The organism is Erwinia sp. CGal63, from assembly GCF_037026505.1.
In the GTDB taxonomy this organism is placed as follows: Bacteria; Pseudomonadota; Gammaproteobacteria; order Enterobacterales; family Enterobacteriaceae; genus Erwinia.
This window is the reverse complement of record NZ_JAKUMN010000001.1, coordinates 1,477,471-1,497,490: the sequence shown is the minus strand read 5'-3', so window position 1 is coordinate 1,497,490 and position 20,020 is coordinate 1,477,471. Positions and strand designations below refer to the sequence as shown.

Here is a 20,020-nt window from a genome sequence, read left to right as displayed (position 1 = left end):
GAATTTTTTCACCTGGGCCATCTTTTAAAAACGCCATCGCTCTGGCGAGGTCAAGTTAGCCGGATTATGCAGCGCTAAGAATAAGTGAGCGGGCCGCACAGAAAGGCGGCGCTTTTGCTCAAGGCTGGATGATGCTGTGTTTGCCTTCCGCTACGCGTTGCTGAAAAAAATCGATAAACAGTCGTACTTTTTCAGGCACATGGCGAGTATTAGGGTAGAGGGCATAGATCCCCTGGCGGGGAAAACGATAACCGGGAAGCAGAGCGATAAGTCGGCCCGTGTTAAGGTCATTTTCGACCAGCCAGCCAGGCAGCAGGGCGACGCCCGCTCCGCTTTTCACAAAAGCCAGCAGCGAGGCGGCGCTGTCGGCCATGATGGCAGGCGCGTGATTCGCTTTGAAAAGAAGGCTTACCCCTGAGGGCGTTACTACCTGCCAGCTTAACGGCGTCGCAAGGCGGCTATGGCCTATCCAGCGCGCTTCGGCCAGCTCTTCCAGACTGGCGATAGCAGGCTGGCCGCAGCGGCTTAAGTAGTCCGGCGAAACAACAGGGTAAATCGCAAAGCTATCGATAAGTCTGGCATGGTGCGTTGAGTCGGCCAGCTGGCCTAACCGAATGGCGACGTCAAAACGGCCTGAGATAAGATCGTCGTTTTTCGACGACGACACATGCTGAATGCGTAGTTGTGGGTTCTGTTCGGCAAAAGCAGCCAGGGCTGGCACAACCACTTTTGCGCCATATTCCGACGTGGTAGTGATGCGCAGTATGCCATTCAGGCCTGAATGATCGCTGCGCACTTCATCCAGTACGCGCTCGGCATCCTGAAGAAGCTGCTGGCAGCGGTGATAAAAACGCTCTCCAGCGCCGGTAACCGCGACTTTACGGGTGCTGCGGGAGAGCAGAGAAACGCCGAGATCCTTCTCCAGCTGCTTGATGTTAAAACTGACCACCGCTTTGGTCAGGCCAAGCGTCTGGGCCGCGCCTGTAAAACTTCCCGCCTCTACCACCGCCGTAAACACTTCCAGCCGTTGCATATTCAACATCAATCCCTCTCTCCACGCAGTTGATTGTCAAAATAATTTTGACAGTATTCGTGGCGAAGGTGAATTTATTCCTGACGAAGCACTCCCTATACTGCGCGCACTCTGTTCTTTTCATGGGAAAAATATGATTTATCGGGTGCGTGTCGCCAGTGTGTATCTGCTGGGATTTTTTATAGATCTGATTAACATGTTTATAGCCAATGTTGCTTATCCTGACATGGGGCGACATTTTGCCGCGCCGGTTGCTCTGCTGGCCTGGGTCAGCAACGGCTATATTCTGGGGCTGACATTAGTGATTCCGGTCAGCAGCTGGCTGGCAAACCGCGTCGGTGCAAAGCGGCTGTTTATGCTGTCGCTGGTGATTTTTATCATCGGCACCGGCGGCGTCGGCACGGCTTCTTCAATGCAACAGCTTATTGCCTGGCGCTGGCTACAGGGAATGGGCGGCGGGCTGCTTATTCCGCTTGGCCAGACGATGACCTACGCGCTGTATCGCAACAATGAAAAAGCAAAACTCTCATCAGCCGTCATGCTGGTGGCCTTGCTGGCGCCGGCGCTCTCGCCGGTGATCGGTGGCATGCTGGTCGACTGGGCCAGCTGGCGCTGGGTGTTTCTGGCAAGCTTACCTTTGGCGATAGTTACGCTGATCCTGGCCGCCTGCTGGTTAAAAGCCGATACTCAGACTGGCGCGGGCGGCCGTCTTGATACGGGCGGCCTGCTTGCTGGCTGTTCAGCGCTAATGCTGATTCTTTCTGGCCTGTCCTGTATGGGCGAAGCCGGTCGCGTTCGCCAGGGCGCGCTTTTATTGCTGCCGGGCTTTCTGTTGATGGTCTGGTATGTGCGTGGTGCCTTACGTAAACCAAAACCGCTGCTCAACCTGCAACTGGTTCGCCATCCTCTCTTTTATACGGCCATGCTGATCTACCAGTTTGTTCCCGGTGTTTTTACCGGCATCAGCCTTATCACCATGTTTTATCTGCAAAATCAGCTGGGCATGCGTGCCACGCTGGTTGGGGCAATGATGATCCCCTGGTCGCTGGCTGCATTTGCTGCCATCAGCCTGACCGGCAAAAAGTTTAACCAGCTGGGGCCAAAACCTCTTTTTATTACGGGTTGTCTTGTTCAGGCCGTCGGGATCGGGCTGCTGACATTAACTAACCAGACTGAAGGTATCGCTATTGCCGCCGTGGCTTTCGCTTTAATGGGGTTCGGCAGCAGTCTGTGTAGCAGCACGGCCCAGAGCGCCGCGTTTATCCAGATCGAAGACCGCGAATTAGCCGATGCCAGCGCGCTGTGGAATATTAACCGCCAGCTGAGCTTCTGTTTTGGCGTCACGCTAATCGGACTGCTGCTGAATGTGCTGCTTAATTCGGGTCTGCAGGTTGATCAGGCTTATCGTCTCTGTTTTGTGCTGGCAGCCTGTAGCGCCATCATTCCCCTTCTTTTCAGCCTTCGGATCGCCAACCGAAGCGTTATCCTCACCCTTCAACAGGAGAAGCAATGAACCGTTATTTTCAGGAAGTTTTAGATGCGCACGAGCTGATTCGTCGCTGGCTTGGCAACGCCTCAACCCCGACAGAAGTCTGTGAAAATTTGCTCGCTCGCTTTAGTCCGGCCTATTCAATGGTCACGACGAGCGGTGCCCGGCTTGATTATGCGGCGTTAGACGCTTTTTTCCGCACGCAGCGCGGCGCAAAAGCCGGGCTGAACATTGATATTGCTGCTATGCAGGTTATTGCCGAGAGCGAGAAGGGCGCAACGGTCGTTTATCAGGAAAAACAGCAGTTGCCGGGCCAGGAGGCCACGCTACGTTTCTCTACCGTGGTGTTTGAAGTGAACCAGCAAGGGCAGGTTATCTGGCGTCATCTGCATGAAACCGCTCTGCCAATTTCCTGAGAAAACACGGATAAAAACGCCGCTGACAGGCGGCCTGTTCGAAAATGCCTCAACAGACGGCCTGTCTTTTTCAGGCCCGAAAGCCCCAACCCTGTTTTGCCAAAAATAATTTTTGGAAAAATTACGCAAAATTGTATTTAGTGCAGAAGAAAATACGCCTATGCGGTAGTGAAGGGAAGCTCAGCCAGAAAACGCAGGAGAGTAAATAATTGAAACCAGCTTCTTGTTGATAACCAGCCCGGCATGCGGGCTGGAACAGGGTAAATACTATTTAGCCAGATAGCCGACCGGATGCTTAATTAAACGCTATATTTCCTGACCCGGGATGTCACAGCACTAAGTAATTCATATCCCAATGTACCCGCATAGCCGGCAACGGTATCAACCGCGACATTTTTTCCCCACAGCTCAACCGGACTGCCTATATTTGCCGGCGGGCAAGCCGTCAGGTCTATGGCGATCATATCCATTGAGACAGTCCCCAGCGTCTGCGTCAACACGCCTTCTACCATCACAGGCGTGCCGGTCGGCGCATGGCGCGGATAGCCGTCCGCATAACCGCAGGCAACAATGCCAATACGCTGCTCGCCGCCTGCACGGTAACGGCCGCTGTAACCAACACGATGTCCCGCGTGCAGCTGCTGGACGGCAATGATCTCACTGCGCAGCGTCATTACCGGCTGTAAACCGCTGCTGGCAATATCCTGCCATCTACCGCTTGGTGATGCGCCATAGAGTACGATGCCAGGCCGCACCCAGTCCGCTTGTGTCTGCGGATGCCACAAGATGGCCGCCGAGTTTGCCAGACAGCGCGGAACCCGCATTGTTTGAGAAAATTCGTCAAGCAAATTCATTGGTTCAGCAACGCCTTCTGCGCTATCTGCGTTGGCAAAATGCGTCATCAGGGCGATCTCGCCAATATTAGGGTTAGCGCTGGCTTCAAGCCAGGCAGCCTGTAGCCGATCGGGCGCAAAGCCCAGGCGGTTCATGCCGGAATTGACCTTGAGATAGACAGCAACCGGCTGTTTTAGCCGCGCGTCTGCAATAGCCGCTAACTGCCAGAAACTGTGCACGACGGTAGTCAGTTGATAGCGATCGATTAGCGCTAAATCGTCTGGCTCAAAAAAGCCTTCCAGCAGCAGAATTGGGCCTTCCCAGCCCCTTTCGCGTAGCTGGATTGCCTCGGCAAAGTCCAGCAGGGCAAAGCCATCGGTTGCCTGTAAACCGGCATAAATGTTGTCGATACCATGACCGTAAGCATTGGCTTTGATCACCGACCAGACTTTTGCCGTTCCGGCGGTATTGCGTATGACGTTGAGATTGTTACGCAGCGCAGCGAGATCGATCTCGGCGCGAATTGGGCGCGGCATCTGTTTCTCCCTATTCCGTCACGATATCGTTAAATAACTGGCCTGTGCCGCCGTGATAGCGCGCAACGGCTAAATCGCTGAAGGGGATGGCAGGCGTCTGGCCGGAAATCAGATCGGCAATCAATTGTCCTGAACCGCAGGCCATCGTCCAGCCCAGCGTGCCGTGCCCGGTGTTGAGATAGAGATTCTTAAACCGCGTAGCGCCAACAATCGGCGTGCCGTCCGGCGTCATTGGACGCATGCCGGTCCAGAAGCTGGCTTGCGCTACGTTGCCACTTCGGGGATAGAGGTCATTGACCACCAGTTCCAGCGTCTTGCGCCGCGCCTGTTTCAGGTCGCTATTGAAACCGACAATCTCTGCCATACCGCCTACGCGGATGCGATCCTCGAAGCGCGTGACCGCAACTTTATAGGTTTCATCCAGAATGGTGGAGACGGGCGCATAACGGGCATCGGTAATGGGAATGGTTAGCGAGTAGCCTTTCAGCGGATAAACCGGGATCGACACTAAACCTTTAAGCAGTGGCGTGGACCAGGAACCGCAAGCGACGATATAACGATCGGCGGTCATCACCTCGTTGCCGCACTGCACGCCGGTAATGCGTTCGCCGTCATCAAGCAAACGATCGACTGCGCGGTTATAGATAAAGGTCACGCCTGCTGCTTTTGCCCGCAGCGCCAGCTTTTTAGTGAACATCTGGCAGTCGCCGGTTTCATCATTGGGCAACCGCAATCCGCCGGTCAGCTTGTGCGCCGCTGCCGCCAGCGCCGGTTCGGCCTGCGCTAACTGATGCGGTTGCAGCAGTTCATAGGGCACGCCGGCCTCTTTCAGGACGGCAATATCCTGTGCCGCATGCTCAAACTGCGCCGCGCTGCGAAAAAGCTGTAGAGTGCCGCCCTGGCGTTCATGATAATGAATGCCGGTATCACGCCGGAGCTCACGCAGGCAGTCGCGGCTGTATTCGGCGATGCGCACCATACGCGCTTTATTAGTGGCATAGCTGGCGTTATTACAGTTTTTCAGCATCTGCCACATCCACTGTAGCTGGAACAACGAACCATCGGCGCGGATCGCCAGCGGCGCATGTTTTTGAAACATCCACTTAACGGCCTTGAGTGGGATGCCCGGCGCCGCCCACGGCGTGGCGTAACCGGGAGAAATCTGCCCGGCATTGCCCGCGCTGGTCTCTTCAGCCGCATCCGCCTGGCGGTCGACCACCGTTACTTCATGTCCGGCCTTTGCGAGATACCATGCGCTGGTAACACCGACCACGCCGCTGCCCAAAATCAAAACTTTCATCTGGCGTACTCCATGCATGGGCGGCTTGAGAAAGCGCCGCCAGCGGATTAGTGACTGCCGGGGAAGGCAAACTGCGCGGCTTCCTGTGCTTTCTGTTTTGGCCAGCGCTGAGTAATAGTTTTGCGACGCGTGTAGAAACGCACGCCATCCGGCCCATAAGCATGCAGATCGCCAAACAGCGAACGTTTCCAGCCGCCAAAACTGTGGAAGGCAACCGGCACCGGCAGCGGTACATTAACGCCAACCATGCCAACCTCAATCTCATTGCCGAAGGTGCGCGCTGCTTCACCATCGCGGGTAAAGATGCAGGTGCCGTTACCGTATTCATGCTCATTAATCAGCGCGATAGCCTGATCCAGCGAATTCATACGCACCACACACAGCACCGGGCCAAAGATCTCCTCTTTATAGATACGCATTTCGGGCGTGACGCGATCAAACAGGCAGCCGCCGATGAAATAGCCGTTCTCATAGCCGCTTACGGAGAGCGTCCGTCCGTCGATTACCAGCTCAGCGCCCGCAGCGACGCCCTCATCAACGTAACCGGTCACTTTGGCCTTATGCGCAGCAGTGACCAGCGGCCCCATATCCAGACCGCACTCTGTGCCTGCACCGACTTTTAGCGCGGTGATTTTTGGGGTGAGTTTGGCGATCAGCGCATCGGCTACTGCATCACCCACGCAAACCGCTACGGAGATAGCCATGCAGCGCTCGCCGCAGGATCCATAAGCCGCGCCCATCAGTGCGCTGACCGCGTTATCAAGATCGGCATCCGGCATCACCACCGCATGATTTTTCGCGCCGCCCAGCGCCTGCACGCGCTTGCCGCGTTTAGTGCCTTCGCTATAAATGTATTCCGCAATCGGCGTAGAGCCGACGAAGCTGATCGCTTTGACATCCGGGCTTTCAATCAATGCATCTACCGCCTCTTTGTCGCCATTGACCACGTTTAACACGCCCGCAGGTAAACCGGCCTGCTGGAAAAGAGAGGCGATCAATAGCGTGGAGCTTGGGTCGCGCTCGGAGGGCTTAAGCACAAAAGTATTGCCACAGGCAATCGCCAGCGGATACATCCATAGCGGCACCATAGCGGGGAAGTTGAAAGGCGTAATGCCCGCCACAACGCCAACGGCGTGAAAATCACTCCATGAATCGATATCGGGCCCGGCATTGCGGCTGTATTCACCTTTTAACAGCTCCGGCGCGGCGCTGGCGTATTCGACGTTTTCAATACCGCGCTTCAGTTCTCCGGCGGCATCTTCCCGCGTTTTACCGTGCTCTTCGCTAATTAGCTGGACGATCTCTTTTTCATTCGCTTCCAGCAGCTGTTTAAAGCGGAATAAAACCTGCGCGCGTTTCGCTGGCGGCAGATTGCGCCATGCGGGCAGCGCCGCTTTCGCTGCAGCAATCGCTTCCTGTACAGTGGCGACGCTTGCCAGCTCTACCTGGCGGATAGCTTCGCCAGTGGCAGGGTTAAACACGCTGGCGGTGCGGCCATCAGGCTGACGCATCTTGCCGTTGATCAGATGGGTGATAATGGTCATAAACTTGCCTCGTTCAGTTGATGTAGTGCAGCGCTTCGCCCACGGCGTCGAACAGACGATCCAGTTCCGCCGGTTGCGTATTGAACATCGGGCCAAATTGCAGCGTATCGCCACCAAAGCGCACGTAAAAACCGGCTTTCCACAGTGCCATACCTGCATCAAACGGACGCACGGCGGCATCGCCATCGCGTGGCGCAAGCTGAATGGCGCCAACCAGACCGCAGTTGCGGATATCCACCACGTTCGGGCAGTTACGCAGCCCGTGTAGCGTGCGTTCGAAGTGCGGCGCCAGTTCGGCAGACTGGGCAATCAGCGCTTCGTTCTCCAGCAGATCCAGCGTTGCCAGACCTGCGGCGCAGGCGACCGGATGGGCTGAATAGGTGTAACCGTGCGCGAACTCCACCGCATGTTCCGGCAGCGGCTGCGACATAAAGGTGTGATAGATCTCACTGCTGGCCACCACGCCACCGAGCGGAATTGCGCCATTGGTTACCTGCTTGGCGAAATTCAGCAGATCGGGCGTCACGCCAAAGTACTCTGCGCCGCTCCAGCGCCCCATCCGGCCAAAGCCGGTAATCACCTCATCAAAAATCAGCAGGATGTTGTGCTGAGTGCAGATTTCACGCAGGCGCTGCAGGTAGCCCTGTGGCGGAATGATGGCGCCTGCCGACCCGGAAAGCGGCTCGACAATCAGCGCGGCGATATTGGAGGCATCATGCAGCTCAATCAGCTTGAGCATCTCGTTCGCCAGCGCAACGCCGCCGGTTTCCGCCTGGCCGGCGGTAAATGGCAAATCGCTCTGCAAGGTATGGGGAATATGATCGACGTCCATAAACTGCCCGAACATTTTCCGGTTGCCGCCAATGCCGCCGAGGCTGGTGCCGGCAATATTGACGCCATGGTAGCCACGCGCACGGCCAATGAATTTGGTTTTGCCCTGCTGGCCTTTGGCGCGCCAGTAGGCCCGCGCCATTTTGACGGCGGTGTCGGCGGATTCGGAACCTGAGCCGGTAAAGAAGACATGATTCAACTCGCCCGGCATGCGTCGGGCAATTTTGTCAGCCAGCTGGAAGGAGAGAGGGTGGCCATACTGGAAGCCCGGCGAGTAATCAAGCGTGCCCAGCTGTTTCGCCACGGCCGTCTGAATTTCGCTGCGCGTATGGCCCGCGCCGCAGGTCCAGAGTCCTGACAGGCTGTCGAAAATCTGACGGCCTTTATCGTCGGTTAGCCAACGCCCCTGCGCGGCAACGATAAAGCGCGGATCGCGCTGGAAATTACGGTTGGCGCTAAACGGCATCCAGTGCGCTTGCAAATTAAGTGACGCGATATTTGGGGTTTCAGACATGGGCTCTTCCTCCAGACAGGTGTAGGAAGAGTTTGCAATCAACTGTTGATTAAGTTAAATCCCTATAAACTCACCTTCACTTATGGAAATACTCACCTATATGAAAAACAAATCGCTGGCTCAGGTCACCGACTTTGATCTGAAATTACTGCGTATTTTTAAAACGGTAAGCGAGTGCGGCAGCTTCTCGGCGGCGGAGAGCCTGCTCGGTATAACCCGTTCAGCTATTAGCCTTAATATGAGCGATCTGGAAAAACGGCTGGGCATGCGATTGTGCCAGCGCGGGCGCGCAGGTTTTGCTTTGACCGACGAAGGGCGGGAGATTTTGCGCCACAGCGACAGCATGATGGCGGCGATTGAGAGTTTTCGTCAGCAGGTAAACCAGATGCACAAGCAGTTACGCGGTGAATTTAACATCGGTATCATTAATAACCTGGTCACGCAGCCCAGGATGAAAATCACTCACGCGCTGGATTCCCTGCGGGCAAATGGCCCGGATATCCGGCTTAATATCAGCATGATGACCGCCGCTGATATTGAGCGCGGTTTGATGGATGGCCGTTTGCACGTTGGCGCGCTTCCGCTGACCTCGCCGATTTCCGGGCTGGAATATACCCAGCTTTATGACGAAAAATCAAACCTTTACTGTAGTAATAAACATCCGCTTTTCAGCCAGCAAGCCGCGCCGGACGATCGGGAACTCATGAGCTATGATGCGATAGCGCCCAGCTTCCGCATGACGGCAGAAGCGATAGGCATGCATCAAAAACTGCACTGCACGGCAACGGCCTCAGACCGGGAAGGCATTGCCTTTCTGATCCTTACCGGCCGTTTTATCGGTTTCCTGCCGGATCACTATGCCGCGCAGTGGGTCGAAAAGCAGCTGATGCGCAGCGTCGCGCCACAGCGCCTTCATTTCAGCAGCAAAATCGCCATCGTTACCCGCGCTGGACGCCGTTCAAATGCCATTCTGGAAAAATTTCTGCAATCCCTCGCGCTCTGATCTTCCCGCAAATTTCCCTTTTATGATGCCGGTCACACGTGGCAGTCGATCGGCATCAAAGTTTGCTCATAAGTAAACCATATTGGTTGACTTTGTTAATTTCGTGCTTCTATTCTCTTAACTTCTGGTGCATACAACATTGCATACAAAAGGTAAAAAGAAGGCATCTCTTACTGCTCCTGTTCGCAACAATAACGTTTGGACGAGGTCATCATGGTCAGCATTCATTTATCTGCTTTAAAGAATTTATCCTGTTGTCTGGCCGTTGGCGGGACGCTGTTGCTCTCATCGTTTACCGCGGTGGCCGCCGATAATTACTGGCAGGCAATTCAACAAAAAGGCGTGCTGCGCTGCGGAGCTGCGCCTGCGGCGCCTTATGTTATGCGCGATCCGAAAACCCAGCAGTACAGCGGCTACTTCTCAGAACTCTGCCGCGATTTCGGACAAAACGTCTTAAAAGTTAAGGTGCAGTTTGTCGATGCCAGCTGGGATACGCTGGTGGCCGGTTTGCAGAGCGACAAATGGGATTTGGCGCTGGGGCTGAACCAGACGCCCGAGCGCGCGCTGGCGGTCGCCTTCTCAACGCCGGCACAGGATTATCAGATCTCCTTTTTGGTCAACAAGCAGAACCCAAAAGTTAACGCGTTAGGCAATAAGCTCGCCGATTTTGATAAGGAAGGCATCACGTTTGCGGTCATGTCCGGCACCGTTCAGGATAAAACCATCAGCGCCGCTATTAAAAAAGGCAAAATTATGCGTTTGCCCGGCAATGATGAAAGCCGTATGGCGCTGATGGCCCGACGAGCCGACGTGCTGGTAGACGCCAGCGATACCAACCACTTATTCGCGGTTGCTAATCCCGACTGGGCTAAAGAAGTTTTGCCTGCGCCCGCGCTGGCAAAACAGGGCGTCTCGTTCGGCTTGCCGCGTTCGATCTCGGAAGCTGATATGGACGTTCTCAATATTTATCTGACGCAACGGCGCGCCACCGGTGAAATCGATCAATTAGTCAATAAAGCCTCACAGGAAGCAAACGCCGCTAAGTAAGACATCCCGACTCAACGAACCCTGTGCATACCGCACGCAGCGGAGGAATAACCATGAACGCCTCATCCAGTCTGGCAACGGCACCGTCTTGCCAAAATAGTGAGCAGCCGATATTTATGAATGAGTTTAATAAGGGAGAGTTCATTCATTTGAAAAAAGTCTGCAAATCCTACGGTGAACTAAAAGTGATGGATAACTTTGACCTGAGCATGCGCAATGACGATCGCCTGGTGATTATTGGGCCGAGCGGCAGCGGTAAAAGCTCTTTGTTGCGTGTATTAATGGGGCTGGAAGGGATTCAGAGTGGTGAGATTAATTTCCAGAAGAATGACTATATCATTGGTGATAAGAGTAAAAACGCTAAGATTCTCGATAAAAATATCCAGAAAAAGATCGGCATGGTATTTCAGCATTATACGCTTTTTCCTCATCTCTCAATATTGAGCAACCTGATTTTGGCTCCGGTCAAAGTGCACCATATCCCTAAGCGCGAGGCCACTGAAAAAGCGCGTGCCCTGCTGGCGCGTTTTGGTCTGGAGAGTAAGCTGCATGCCTGGCCGAGCCAGCTTTCGGGCGGCCAGAAGCAGCGCGTAGCCATAGCGCGGGCACTGATGCTGGAACCTGAACTGATGCTGTTTGACGAAGTCACTTCAGCGCTGGATCCGGAAATGGTCACGGAAGTGCAAAACGTTATGATGCAGCTGGCTAATCAAAAGATGGCGATGATTATTGTGACCCATGATATGCACTTTGCCCGTAATATTGCCTCGCGCGTGGTGTTCTGCGCCAATGGTAAAATAGTCGAGCAGGGCAATCCGGAAATGCTTTTTACCCGCCCCAGAGAAACGCGTACGCGTGAATTTCTGGAAAAAGTTTTGCACCTGGATTAAGGGGATTAAAAATGAATTATCAATTCAACTTTAATTTTCTTAACGGCAATCTGGACGCTCTATGGGATGGGCTTAAAGTCACGCTTGAACTCTCTTTAATGGCCAATATGCTTGGCCTGACGATGGGGTTTGTTTTATGCATGATGGCGATGAGCTCCCTTGCTCTTATTCGCTGGCCGATAAAGGTATTTATTGAGTTCTTTCGCTGCACGCCAATATTGCTGCAAATCGTCTGGTTTTATTACTGCGTGCCGATGATGTTCAACTTATTTATCGATCCCATTTATATGGGTTTCCTGGCGCTGGGGTTAAACCTGGCGGCATTTAATGCGGAAGCTTATCGCGCAGGCGTTCAGGCCGTACCGCACGAACATCACGATGCCGGTATCGCGTTAGGACTGAATAAAGCGCAGCAAACGCTGTATGTGGTGTTGCCGCAGGCGCTTCGCAGCGCATTGCCGGTGCTGATGACCAACGGCATTGCCATTTTGCAGCAAACCGCGCTGGTCGCCATCGTTGCCATCTCCGATCTGATGTATGTCGGAAAAAACATCGCTACCGAAACCTATCGTCCGCTGGAAACCTATTCGCTGATCGCGCTGATTTACTTCGCGCTCTCACTGCCGATTTCGCAGCTGGTTGCCTGGATTGAGCGCCGACAAGATGCGGCCGCCGCGCGCTGAGGATTGCATTATGATACTTGATTTTACTCAGGTTTTCTCATACTGGCAGGTGCTGCTACAGGGCTTAGGGCTGACGCTGGCCTTTACGCTGAGCTGCGCGGTACTGGGCAGCGTGGCGGGCTTTATCATCAGCCTGCTACGGCTGTCGCCGCTGGCGCCGCTGCGCTGGCTGGTTACGCTCTATGTTGAGTTCTTTCGCGGAACGCCGCTGCTGATCCAGCTATTTTGGGTGTTTTTCTGCTTCCCGGTGGTATTCCGCCTCAACATTGCGCCCTGGATGTGCGTCACCCTGTCGCTGGTGATGTATATGGCAGCGATTACCAGCGAAACCTTTCGCGGTTCGCTGAAGTCGATTGCTGGCGAGCAGCATGACGCCTGCATAGCGCTCAGCCTGACGCCCGCCGCCAAAATCCTTTACGTCATCTTTCCGCAGGCGCTGCTGCGGGCGATCCCTACGCTGCTTTCCAATGTGGTCAGCCTGTTTAAAGAGAGCGCGCTGATCTCCTCTGTTGGCGTGGCTGACCTGATGTTTGTCGGCCAGAACATTTCCAATAGCACGGCGCGTCCGGTTGAGTTTCTCTCCGCCGTCGCCGTGATCTACTTCGTCGTGGCATTCCCCTTAACCCGCCTTGTTGGCGTGGTCGAATCGCGTTTGTTACGGCGTTATGCCCTTTGATAACCGATCCACAGGAGCAGTAACAATGAAACTGAAAGGCATTTTACCGGCGCTGGTTACTCCATTTAACGAAGCGGGCGCGGTCGACCACGATCGGCTGGCGGACATTCTGGAATATCAGCTTAAGGCAGGCGTCAGCGGTTTTGTGCCGCTTGGCTCTACCGGCGAATATTACGCGCTAACCAATGAAGAGCGTCGTCAGGTATTAAAAACGGTAAAAACCGTGGTAGGCGATCGCGGCACCCTGATTGCCGGCGCCAATGGCTCATGTACGCGTGAAGTGCTGGAACAGGTTAAACAAACCGTCGATGCCGGCTATAACAATCTGTTGATTGCGCCGCCATACTATGCGCTGCCTTCTCAGCAGGAGCTGATTGGCCATTATCAGGCGATCCTCAATGAATTCAGCGACATTAATCTGGTGCTGTACAACTATCCGGTGCGCACCAACGTTGAAGTGGGTTTTGAGGTTCTTGAGGCTTTTAAAGATCATCCGCGCGTCATCGCTATCAAAGAGAGCAGCGGCAGCGTACTGCGCGCGGTGGAAATTGGCCACAGCTACAAAGAAAATTATCAGCTCTCCTGCGGTTCCGATGACGTCGCCTTTGACTTCTTTATGTGGGGCGCCAGCAGCTGGATTTGCGGGCCGGCGAACTGTTTCCCCGATCATATTTGCGAGTTCTACCGCAAATTCAGCAGCGGCGATCTGACGGGGGCGCAAAACGTGATGCGCTCGCTGTTCCCGGTAATGGCAAGCATGGAAGAGGGCAAGTTTATTCAGAAAGTGAAATATGGCTGTGAACTGGCAGGCTTTAAGGCGGGCAATGCACGTATGCCGTTGCAGCCGTTAACGACCGAAGAGAAAGCGGCATTCCGCAAAATCTTCGAAGCATCTCAGGCCTGAATTTACTGGCGACGCGGGCTGGTGAATTTGAGATAGTCACCGGCCGCTTTTCAGAGTGAAAAAAAGATGGTGAAACAGCAGTCAGTGGTGATAGGTGGCGGTATCGTCGGCGTTTGTTGCGCCCTTTACCTGCAAAAGGAAGGCCACCAGGTGTGGCTAATCGATCCGGCTGCGCCGGGCGACAGCACGGCTAAATGGAGCTGCGGACAGATGGCGGTAAGCGAAATCGTGCCGCTTTCAAAGCCGGGCATTCTGAAACGCATTCCCGGCTGGATGCTCGATCAAACCGGGCCGCTGGCGCTGCGTCCAGCCGCGATCCCGGCGATGCTGCCCTGGTTTCTGCGCTTTATTGCTAATGCGCGTCACGGCCGCATCAACGCGATTGCCCAGGCCATGGCTTCCCTGACGCATCAGGTCTATCCCGATTTTGCCTCCCTGCTGGCGATGTGTCCCGATAAAACGCTGCTGGGCCAGCGTCCGGTCATTGAAGTGTTTGATACGCCGCGCGGTTTAGCGGCGGAGCGTGAACATCTGCAATTGCGTGAGCGGCTGGGTTTCAGCGCGGAAACGCTGGACGAGGCGGCGATTGCGGAACTGGAACCGGCGCTGGCGGGCAAATTTGCCCATGGCGTTCTGTTTCCTGACTGGCGTGCAGTAAGCGATACGCAAGGATTTATTGCCGCATTGACGGCTGCCTTTGTGCAGCAAGGCGGCACGCGTATTGATAGCGAAGCCGAAAGCATTCTGGAAGCGAACGGTCTGGCGAATGGCGTGAAGCTGCGCGATGGCCGTAGCCTGCCCGCCGATCACGTAGTGGTAGCGGCAGGTACCGGATCGCGCCGCTTTTTCTCTGCGCTGGGCGTACGCGTGCCGCTAACCGGCATCTCAGGCTATCAGGCGCTGCTGCCGCAGCCTGAAGTCGAGTTTCGCCATTCGGTGATCTACGCCGACGGCGGCTTCTGTTTCACTCCGATGACGCGCGGTTTGCAGATCGGCGGCACCATCGAGTTTGCAGGTGCCGATGCCAAACCCAATTTTCAGCGCGCGGAAATTATTCTGCAGAAGGCGCGCAAACTGCTGCCGCAGCTCAACGACACGGCAAAAGAGTTTGGCGTGGGGCATCGTCCGTTCCTACCCGATACTAAACCTGTTATCGACCGTTCACGCCGCTTGAGTAATGTACTGATGGCCTTTGGGCATGGGCAACTGGGCTTAACGCTGGGCGCAACTACCGGTCGTCTTATTGCCGAGCTCGCGGCGAAGCGGCCTGCTGCGCAGGATCTGACGCCGTTCAGCGCTTACCGTTTTATGGAAGGAGATCGCACATGAGTGTTACCACAGAACTTTTTATCAATGGCAAATGGGTTAACCCGCTAAAAGGCGGCAGCTTCGCCAGCATCGATCCTGGCAGTGAAAAAGAAATTGCCAGTATTGCCGCAGCCAGCAGAGAAGATGTTGACCTTGCGGTGAAAGCAGCCAGAGAAGCGTTTGAGACAGGCGGCTGGCCTGAACTGAGCGGTAAAGCACGCGCCGGCTATCTGCGGCGTATCGCCACTCTTATCCGCGAAAAGCAGCAAAGTCTGGCGGAGCTGGAAGTGCGTGACAACGGCAAGCCGCTGCCGGAAGCGCTGTGGGACATTGGCGATACCGCTTACTGCTTCGATTTTTACGCCGACCTGGCGGAAAAGCTTGATGAGCAACAGGAGCAGGCGGTAGCGCTTTCAGACGACCGCTTCAGCAGCGTAGCGCGTAAAGAGCCGGTTGGCGTTTGCGGCGCCATCATTCCGTGGAATTTTCCGATGCTGATGGCGGCATGGAAAGTAGCGCCCGCGCTGGCGGCAGGCTGCACCGTCGTCCTGAAGCCTTCGGAAGTGACGCCGCTCACCGCGTTGCAGCTGGCAGACATCGCCCATCAGGCGGAATTACCGGCAGGCGTGCTGAATGTGATCACCGGGCTGGGCGCGGAGGCCGGAGCGGCGCTGACTGAACATCCCGATGTCGATAAACTGGCTTTCACCGGCAGCGTAGCAACGGGACGCAAAATCATGCAGGTCGCGGCGGCGGAGATCAAAAATGTCAGCCTCGAACTGGGCGGCAAATCCGCTTTTATCCTGTTCGATGACAGCGACATCGAAAAAGCGGTGGAGTGGATCCTGTTTGGCATTTTCTGGAACAAAGGCGAAGTCTGCTCTGCCACTTCGCGCGTATTAGTGCAGCGCAATCTTTATCAACCGCTGCTGGCACGGCTGGTTGAAGAAGCCGAAAAAATTAAAATCGGCAACGGTATGGATGACGGCGTGCTGTTAGGGCCGCTGGTTAATGCCGCACAGTATGAAAAAGTCCAGCGTGCCATCGCGCAGGGCGTTGAAGAAGGGGCCAGGCTGCTGAGCGGCGGCAAACGTCCTCAGCAGCACGAAAAAGGCTATTTTTTGCAGCCTACGATTTTCACGGAGATGACAGAAGAGAGCGAGCTGTGGCGCGAGGAAATTTTTGGCCCGGTGGTCTGCGTGCGCGCTTTTGATGATGAGGCCGAAGCCATTGCCTCAGCTAACCGTTCACGCTTTGGCCTGGCGGCGGCTGTGATGTCTGAAGACCTGAAGCGTGCCGAACGCGTGGCGCGTAAACTACGCGCGGGCATTGTCTGGATCAACTGTTCACAGCCGACTTTTACCGAAGCCCCATGGGGCGGTTACAAACAGAGCGGGATTGGCCGCGAGCTGGGCGAATGGGGTCTGAATAACTACCTTGAAACCAAGCAAATTACCCGTTATGACAGCAGCCAGCCCTGGGGCTGGTATCTGAAATAAGAGAACATTATGCGCTGGAAAAAAACGTTACAGCTAATAGAAGTGCACTGCGAAGGTGAGATCGGCAAAGTGATTACCTCCGGCGTGATCGACATTCCCGGCGCCACCATGCTCGATAAGATGAACTACATCAACGAAGTCGATGACAGCCTGCGCCGGCTGGTGACGATGGAGCCGCGCGGCTGCCTGCAAATGTCGGTGAACTTACTGCTGCCGCCGACGGTGCCCGGCGCGCACGCCGGGTTTATCGTGCTGCAGGCTGATAAAGCCCACCCGATGTCGGGCAGCAACTGTATCTGCGTGGTCACGGCGCTGCTGGAAACCGGCATGATCACCATGCAGGAGCCAGAAACTACCGTGGTGCTGGACACGCCTGCGGGGCTGGTCACCGCAGTAGCGAGCTGCTCGGACGGACGCTGTATCAGCGTATCGCTGGATATGGTGCCAGCCTTTACCGAGCAGCTCGATCGCCAGTTTGAGATCCCCAATTTTGGGACTATCACCGCAGATATCGCCTTTGGCGGCGTCTACTACGCGCTGATAGACGTAGAGCAAATCAAACTCAGTATCGCGCCAGAAAATGCCCGTGAACTGGCCGCTTTCGGCGTGGGATTCCGCCATTATATTAACCAGCAGATTCAGGTGCAGCATCCGCTACTGCCCCAGATTAATGAAGTGGCCTACGTCATGTTCAGGCAGCGCGAAGAACAAAATGTCTGGCGCACCTGTACGACTTTACCGCCGGGACGCGTGGATCGCTCACCCTGCGGCACCGGCAGTTCAGCAAATCTCGCCACGCTCGACACGCGGGGTGAGGTGGAACCCGGCGATCGGCTGATTTCACGCTCCACCATCAACGGCGAATTCCGGATTGAGCTGCGCGGGCGCACGCAGGTAGGCGAAAAACTTGCCGTTCTGCCGCGTGTTACAGGCCGGGCCTGGATTTACGGCATCCAGCAACTGGGAATCGATCCGGACGATCCGCTTTCCGCAGGTTTTATGCTGAGTGATACATGGGGGCCGGCATTGTCCTGACTGGCCTGCGCCGCTAACATGCCCCTGTGACTTTCAGCCAGAGACGTAAATGATGAGCAAAAAAGACGAAAAAGAAGAGGGGACTGGCCGTCGTCATGGCGGGCGTTATATCTACGAGGAGCTGCGCCGCCAAATCCTTACGCTGCAGCTCAAGCACGGCGAGCAGCTTGACGAGATTTCATTGGCCACTGCTTTTGGCCTGTCGCGTTCGCCGGTGCGGGATGCCATGGCGCGCCTGGTGAGTGAGGGACTGGTAACGATTTTGCCGAATCGTACCGCCATAGTTACGCCGTTTGCGATTGAAGAGTTTCCGGATTACATCACCGCGTTAGATTTAGTGCAGCGTGCGGTAACGCGGCTGGCGGCCATTCATCGTAGCGATGACGATATTCGGGATATTGAAGCGGCCAATGAAGCCTATATGGAAATGGTCTATAAAGGCGACTTTAGCGCCATGACCGAGCGTAACAAAGAGTTTCACCTGGCGATAGCCAGGGCTGCGGGCAATAACTACCTGGCCGCCTACTACGATAAGCTGCTATCGGAAGGACAACGCATCCAGCACCTCCAGTTTGATTTTATGACGCGCCAGGATGCGCCTTCAAAATTGGGCCGCGACCACGACGATCTGATTGCCGCCATCAAAGCGGGCGAGGCTGAAAATGCCGACAGAATGGCTCATGAACATACCCTGTTATTCCAGAGTCGTTTTCTGACTTTTATGCAGCGTAATCTCTTAAAAGATATGAAACTCAACGACTAACCTGTTTTTCCTTACCTGAGCCGGAACAGGCGTGTTCCGGCCTGGCCCTGCTTTTGCTTTTTACCGTCCGCTATTCGTTATTACGTCATCAAAGAGGAGTAGAGATGAATCGCTTTCAGGATAAAACCGTGATTATTACCGGCGGCGCAGGCGGCATTGGCGAGGCAATTTGTCGCCGGTTTGCTAACGAGGGCGCGCATGTCTGGATTGTTGACAGCAATGCTGAATTGGCCCGGCGGCTTGCCGAGGATATTAATCAGCAAGGCGGGCATGCCGCATGGCGCGAAGTCAACCTGGCCAGCGCAGCAGATATTTTCTCCTTTATTTCAGAATTAAAAAGCCAGACGGAGCGTATTGACGTTTTGATTAATAACGCCGGTATTAATCGTCGCGGCGCGCTACTGGAATTAAGTGAACAAGACTGGCAGACGACTTTTAGCGTTAATCTCGACGCGTTATTTCATATGTGCCGCGCAGTATTGCCCCATATGATTGCGCAAGGTGGCGGCGCTATCGTGAATACCGCTTCGCAATGGGGGCTGCATCCCGCGCCTGGCCATATTGCTTACAACACGTCAAAAGCAGCGGTTGCGGCCTTTACGCTTAATCTGGCGCGCGATTATGCGCCTGACAAAGTGCGCGTAAATGCAGTATGCCCGGGTGAAGTGCGTACGCCGATGTTAGAAAGCAACCTGGCGCGCAGCGGGCGCTCGCTCGACGATCTCAATGCGTTAGTGCCTTTTGGCCGTATCGGCGAACCGGCAGAAATCGCCGCCGCCATCGCTTTTCTTGCCTCTGACGAGGCGCCCTATCTTTGCGGCTCGCTGCTGGAAATCACCGGCGCGCAGGCCGTCGTCTAAGGAGAAACTATGAGTATGCTGGCAGGTAAAACCATTCTGGTCACCGGCGCGACTAAAGGTATCGGTAGTGAAATTGTGAAGGCTCTGCACGCTGAGGGCGCTGAGATCATAGGGCACTATGGCCGCGACGAGGCAAGCGCCCGACAGATGCTGGCAACCTGGCCCGAGCGTTTGCAACTGGTACGGGCAGACTTGTCCCATGCTGATGGCGCGGCAACGCTGTGGCAGCAGGCAACGGATTTGGCCGACAACATTGATGTGCTGGTGAATAACGCGGGAATTTATTGTGCCTCTCCGCTGGACAGCACTGAAGCGTGGCAACAGGGCTGGCAGGCGAATCTTCAGGTGAATCTTCAGGCGCCCGCTGACTTATGCCGGTTAGCTATCCATCATTACAGCTCACGCGGCGGCGGCATTATCATCAATATGGCCAGCCGCTCGTCGCACCGTGGCGACGGGCCTGAACATTTGGCTTATGGCGCGGCTAAAGGTGGCTTACTGGCGCTGACCAAAGGGATCGCGCGAGGTTATGGCGACAGAAACGTGCTGGCCTATGCGCTGGCTCCGGGCTGGGTACGGACAGCAATGGCCGAAGACCATATCGCCAGCGTAGGGGAAGCGGCGGTGACAGCCAATCTGCCGTTACGTGAAGTGACGCCGCCATCCGATGTTGCCGCGATGGTGGCATTTCTGGCCAGCGGGCGCTGCCGTCATGCCACAGGATCGACCATTGATATTACCGGCGCTGATTACGTGCGCTAGTATCCTGTACTGCTGTAAAGCTGCTGTGTCGCTGTAGAAAAAACCAGCATCCAGAAGCGATTTAGGTTTGTCAGCACTCTCAGGTGCGCAGCG

At 55.2% G+C, this 20,020-nt stretch carries 19 protein-coding genes; 14 read left to right on the top strand and 5 right to left on the bottom strand.

All coding sequences use genetic code 11. From position 1 onward, the window contains the following. Window positions 1-118: 118 nt before the first annotated feature. Window positions 119-1,042, bottom strand: coding sequence for a LysR family transcriptional regulator (locus tag MKZ79_RS06785; RefSeq protein ID WP_336140853.1), 924 nt, complete (start codon window positions 1,040-1,042; stop codon window positions 119-121). 124 nt (window positions 1,043-1,166) lie between these two features. Between MKZ79_RS06785 and MKZ79_RS06780 the strand changes: the two genes are divergently transcribed. After that, window positions 1,167-2,546 carry an MFS transporter gene (locus tag MKZ79_RS06780; protein ID WP_336140852.1) on the top strand — a complete coding sequence of 460 codons (1,380 nt, stop codon included), beginning with the start codon at window positions 1,167-1,169 and terminating at the stop codon, window positions 2,544-2,546. Then, a complete protein-coding gene (locus MKZ79_RS06775; protein ID WP_336140851.1) occupies window positions 2,543-2,938 on the top strand; it encodes a DUF4440 domain-containing protein in 396 nt (131 codons plus the stop codon). Before MKZ79_RS06780 ends, MKZ79_RS06775 begins: the two co-directional genes overlap by 4 nt. A gap of 299 nt (window positions 2,939-3,237) precedes the next feature. Here the strand turns inward: MKZ79_RS06775 and dadX are convergent, their stop codons facing one another. From dadX to MKZ79_RS06755, 4 genes are read right to left on the bottom strand one after another with little or no spacing between them, the layout of a single operon-like run. After that, entirely contained in the window at window positions 3,238-4,308 is a 1,071-nt protein-coding gene (gene dadX / locus MKZ79_RS06770) for a catabolic alanine racemase DadX (RefSeq protein WP_336140850.1), read from the bottom strand. 10 nt (window positions 4,309-4,318) lie between these two features. After that, the gene (locus MKZ79_RS06765; RefSeq protein WP_336140849.1) at window positions 4,319-5,626 is read right to left on the bottom strand and encodes a D-amino acid dehydrogenase; all 1,308 of its coding nucleotides are present in this window, start codon (window positions 5,624-5,626) and stop codon (window positions 4,319-4,321) included. A gap of 29 nt (window positions 5,627-5,655) precedes the next feature. Beyond that, window positions 5,656-7,152, bottom strand: coding sequence for a CoA-acylating methylmalonate-semialdehyde dehydrogenase (locus MKZ79_RS06760; protein ID WP_336140848.1), 1,497 nt, complete (start codon window positions 7,150-7,152; stop codon window positions 5,656-5,658). A 13-nt stretch (window positions 7,153-7,165) separates the two neighbouring features. Further along, window positions 7,166-8,497, bottom strand: coding sequence for an aspartate aminotransferase family protein (locus tag MKZ79_RS06755; protein WP_336140847.1), 1,332 nt, complete (start codon window positions 8,495-8,497; stop codon window positions 7,166-7,168). A 100-nt stretch (window positions 8,498-8,597) separates the two neighbouring features. Here MKZ79_RS06755 and MKZ79_RS06750 point away from each other — a divergent pair, with 100 nt between their 5' ends. The 12 genes from MKZ79_RS06750 (at window position 8,598) to MKZ79_RS06695 (ending at window position 19,927) form a co-directional block, all read left to right on the top strand. Then, window positions 8,598-9,500 (top strand): LysR family transcriptional regulator, encoded by a 903-nt coding sequence (locus MKZ79_RS06750; RefSeq protein ID WP_336140846.1) that lies wholly within the window; start codon window positions 8,598-8,600, stop codon window positions 9,498-9,500. A gap of 300 nt (window positions 9,501-9,800) precedes the next feature. Further along, window positions 9,801-10,547, top strand: a complete 747-nt coding sequence (locus tag MKZ79_RS06745) for a substrate-binding periplasmic protein (protein ID WP_336141369.1) — start codon at window positions 9,801-9,803, stop codon at window positions 10,545-10,547. A 53-nt stretch (window positions 10,548-10,600) separates the two neighbouring features. Next, window positions 10,601-11,437, top strand: coding sequence for an amino acid ABC transporter ATP-binding protein (locus tag MKZ79_RS06740; RefSeq protein WP_336140845.1), 837 nt, complete (start codon window positions 10,601-10,603; stop codon window positions 11,435-11,437). Between the two features lie 11 nt (window positions 11,438-11,448). Further along, on the top strand, window positions 11,449-12,120 hold the full coding sequence (locus MKZ79_RS06735; protein ID WP_336140844.1) for an amino acid ABC transporter permease: 672 nt from the start codon (window positions 11,449-11,451) through the stop codon (window positions 12,118-12,120). 10 nt (window positions 12,121-12,130) lie between these two features. Next, the gene (locus tag MKZ79_RS06730; RefSeq protein WP_336140843.1) at window positions 12,131-12,796 is read left to right on the top strand and encodes an amino acid ABC transporter permease; all 666 of its coding nucleotides are present in this window, start codon (window positions 12,131-12,133) and stop codon (window positions 12,794-12,796) included. Window positions 12,797-12,821: 25 nt separating this feature from the next. Continuing rightward, complete coding sequence (gene dapA, locus MKZ79_RS06725) at window positions 12,822-13,700, top strand: 4-hydroxy-tetrahydrodipicolinate synthase (RefSeq protein ID WP_336140842.1); 879 nt, start codon at window positions 12,822-12,824, stop codon at window positions 13,698-13,700. 66 nt (window positions 13,701-13,766) lie between these two features. Then, complete coding sequence (locus tag MKZ79_RS06720; protein ID WP_336140841.1) at window positions 13,767-15,029, top strand: NAD(P)/FAD-dependent oxidoreductase; 1,263 nt, start codon at window positions 13,767-13,769, stop codon at window positions 15,027-15,029. Then, window positions 15,026-16,507, top strand: a complete 1,482-nt coding sequence (locus MKZ79_RS06715) for an aldehyde dehydrogenase family protein (protein WP_336140840.1) — start codon at window positions 15,026-15,028, stop codon at window positions 16,505-16,507. The genes MKZ79_RS06720 and MKZ79_RS06715 overlap by 4 nt, the downstream gene beginning before the upstream one ends. A 9-nt stretch (window positions 16,508-16,516) precedes the next feature. Beyond that, on the top strand, window positions 16,517-17,542 hold the full coding sequence (locus MKZ79_RS06710; protein WP_336140839.1) for a proline racemase family protein: 1,026 nt from the start codon (window positions 16,517-16,519) through the stop codon (window positions 17,540-17,542). Between the two features lie 49 nt (window positions 17,543-17,591). Beyond that, window positions 17,592-18,305 carry a GntR family transcriptional regulator gene (locus MKZ79_RS06705; RefSeq protein ID WP_336140838.1) on the top strand — a complete coding sequence of 238 codons (714 nt, stop codon included), beginning with the start codon at window positions 17,592-17,594 and terminating at the stop codon, window positions 18,303-18,305. A gap of 104 nt (window positions 18,306-18,409) precedes the next feature. Next, window positions 18,410-19,165, top strand: coding sequence for an SDR family NAD(P)-dependent oxidoreductase (locus tag MKZ79_RS06700; protein ID WP_336140837.1), 756 nt, complete (start codon window positions 18,410-18,412; stop codon window positions 19,163-19,165). A gap of 9 nt (window positions 19,166-19,174) precedes the next feature. Further along, entirely contained in the window at window positions 19,175-19,927 is a 753-nt protein-coding gene (locus MKZ79_RS06695) for an SDR family NAD(P)-dependent oxidoreductase (RefSeq protein ID WP_336140836.1), read from the top strand. Window positions 19,928-20,020 lie beyond the last annotated feature (93 nt).